Annotated in this window: 1 protein-coding gene and 1 riboswitch; the gene reads right to left on the bottom strand. The window is 36.6% G+C overall.

From position 1 onward, the window contains the following. Positions 1-10: 10 nt before the first annotated feature. Positions 11-2,275 (bottom strand): TonB-dependent receptor, encoded by a 2,265-nt coding sequence (locus ABFR62_13945; protein MEN8139520.1) that lies wholly within the window; start codon positions 2,273-2,275, stop codon positions 11-13. 96 nt (positions 2,276-2,371) lie between these two features. After that, positions 2,372-2,512, bottom strand: a riboswitch (molybdenum cofactor riboswitch). Positions 2,513-2,730: the final 218 nt, after the last annotated feature.

The raw sequence follows: 2,730 nt of genomic DNA, 5'->3' as shown, positions 1-2,730 counted from the left end.
CTACTCAACATTAAAACTTATAATTCAGTTCTGCCGTAATAAACCTCCCAAGAGAAATCTGATCACTGCTTACCATAAAACTCTTATCTAGTACATTCTGAACATTCACAGAAACTCCAAGATTCTTTATAAATTCATACTGAGCACTCAAATCGGCAGTAATTACTTCAGGTATTTCGCTTTCATTTAACTCATCTGTAAAATACAAACTTTTATATCTACCTATCGCCGAAAACGACAAGCCTTTATACCGATATGCTACACCTATATTGGCTATATGGTTTGGCGAATAGCTCAATTTGTTTCCTACTATTTCTGATCTGTCTTCAAATTTCAAAACTTTTGAATTGCTGTATGTATAATTAGCAAAAATATTAAGATCGCCCACTGGTCTGTACTGTAGTGATAATTCGTTTCCATAAATTTCAACCTCTGAAATATTCTGTTTTTTATACACTAATTTTCTGCCTCCAAAAAGAGAATCACCGGTAGCAACATAGTGCATAAAATCACTTCCTTTCGAATAATACGGGGTAAGTTCTAATCGCCATCTAGAAGATTCAAATTTCACACCAAACTCAATCGAATTCAGTCTCTCCGGTGTCAGCTCTGCATTGGCCTCTTTGTATCCAATATTAATAAATCCAGTTCGTGTAAAATCATCAAGATTAGCCGTTCTGAATCCCGATGAATAAGACCCGTAAATATTTAGCCCGGAATTTACATTGTATTGCAATGCAATCTTCGGACTAAAACCTGTCCACTGCTTTTCGTCTAATCCTTCTGCATTTTCCTGCTGCACAGATGTTACTCCCGTACCGTCAACAACATCGAATAATGCAGAATGGAATTTCGAAAACAAAATATTACCTCCAATTATTGCATTTAGTCTGTTGCTGAACATAAATATCTGATCCTGAAAATACAGAGTATAATTATCTATACTTCCTTTATTTATTATCCGGTCGCTTGATGTTTGATATGCATCAACCGCATCTACTTTACCTAACCTCACATCGCTTCCAAAAGAAATTAACTGACTCTTTAGGTTAATAGTAGCATTCAGCAACACTCCGTAGTCTTCTCTGGCAGAGTTAACTTTATACCAGGAATAATTATCTTTTTTCAGTTTCTCTACATCCTTCTCATAATTTTCATTCTGGTAAAAGACATTAATTTTATAGTTGAGCAACCCTGTTTTATTAGTGTATTTTGCTTTAAAAAAATCTGTCTTATACTTTACTACTGAACCATCTTCCAGACGTATTTTCGTTCCCTGCCCCCTTTTATCGTAAAAATAATTGTACTCAAACTCTAAATTAGAATTTAATCCAAAATCCTTACCTAAGCGCAAATTAACACCTGCATCATTCATAAAAACCGATGTGTCGCTTGCCTCTCGCATATCTTCCGGAACGGTTACATAACCGTCACTTTTACTCTTTTTGGCAGATGCCGAGAAATAAAATCCTTTTTTTGCTTCTCCGAAATAGTTCATCACATTGGTCTCTGCTCCCATAGTATTGTATGTACCGTAATACGCTCTGGCAAGGCCCGAAAAGCCCTCTCTAAAAGGTCTTTTAGTGATTAAATTAACGGTTCCACCCATTGCATTATTTCCATAAACCGATCCGCCGGGTCCCTTAACTATCTCCACTCTTTCTACGTCAGACTGAATTATCCTGTTCCAGTTTACTCCTCCTCCATCTGATTTATTAATAGCTACACCGTCAATAAGCGAAAGCTGACGACCGGGCTCGGAGCTAACAACTCCACGTATGCCAACAACCGACTTCCCGAAAATACCAAAAGGACGGTCGATATTAACCCCCGGCATATACATAAATTTCTCATCGATAGTTTGCGAAGGCAACATCGCAATATCCTTTGAAGAAAGTGTGCTTATACTTGCGGGTACTGCAGCACTCACCTGATAAGTTCTGGTAGCACTTACAACTACCTCCTGCGACTGAAAAACCGAAGGTTCCAATACAAAATCAACTTTCAAAACAGAATTAGATCCTAAATCCAACTCTTTAGCAGCAACTTTATATCCTAAATAATACACAACAAGCTGATAGTCGCCGTCTTCGAGGTTGTCGACCCTAAAATAGCCCCGATCATCACTGATTGCTCCTATTTGCCTGTTCAATAAAATACTTGCCTGCGACAGCACATTTCCGTCAGAAGTCCTGACAGTTCCCTCTATAGAACTTTGTGCCAAAAGATTTGTCCCCAAAATCAGGGACATAAAAAATGTAGTAAAAAAACGCATAATACCTTAATAATTAAATTAACTATTAAGGAGTGGCTCCAATAAAAGAAAAACCTAACTCATCAACAAACACCGAAAGATTCGCCAGTGCAAATCCTTATTTTCACCACTCCCCTTTCCAATTCATCCTGAAATCCTTTCAGGAATCGGGAGGCGTAAAAATTTCTCTTCACACCCATCGGTTATATTTTCATGGAAATAATCTTTAGAAAATATAACTCGGAGATTTATTTCCCCGATAGCCAAACTGAATTCAACTATCGGAGGAATTTGCACAAATTTATTTTATTGATTTTTATTTTGAAGGGATATTGAAATAAATTTTAACTAATTTTTATCATGTTTCTTTTTAAATCAAAAAAAACCGCCTATTCATACGAACAGGCGGCTTTGAAAATATTAAAAATATTTTAGTCTTCGTCGGTAAACTGACTTCTAAGATGAGCCATTTTAAT

This window comes from Bacteroidota bacterium (assembly GCA_039714315.1).
Taxonomy (GTDB): Bacteria; Bacteroidota; Bacteroidia; order Flavobacteriales; family JADGDT01; genus JADGDT01.
The sequence above is the reverse complement of the archived record's forward strand: the minus strand, read 5'-3'. Positions and strand labels throughout refer to the sequence as shown.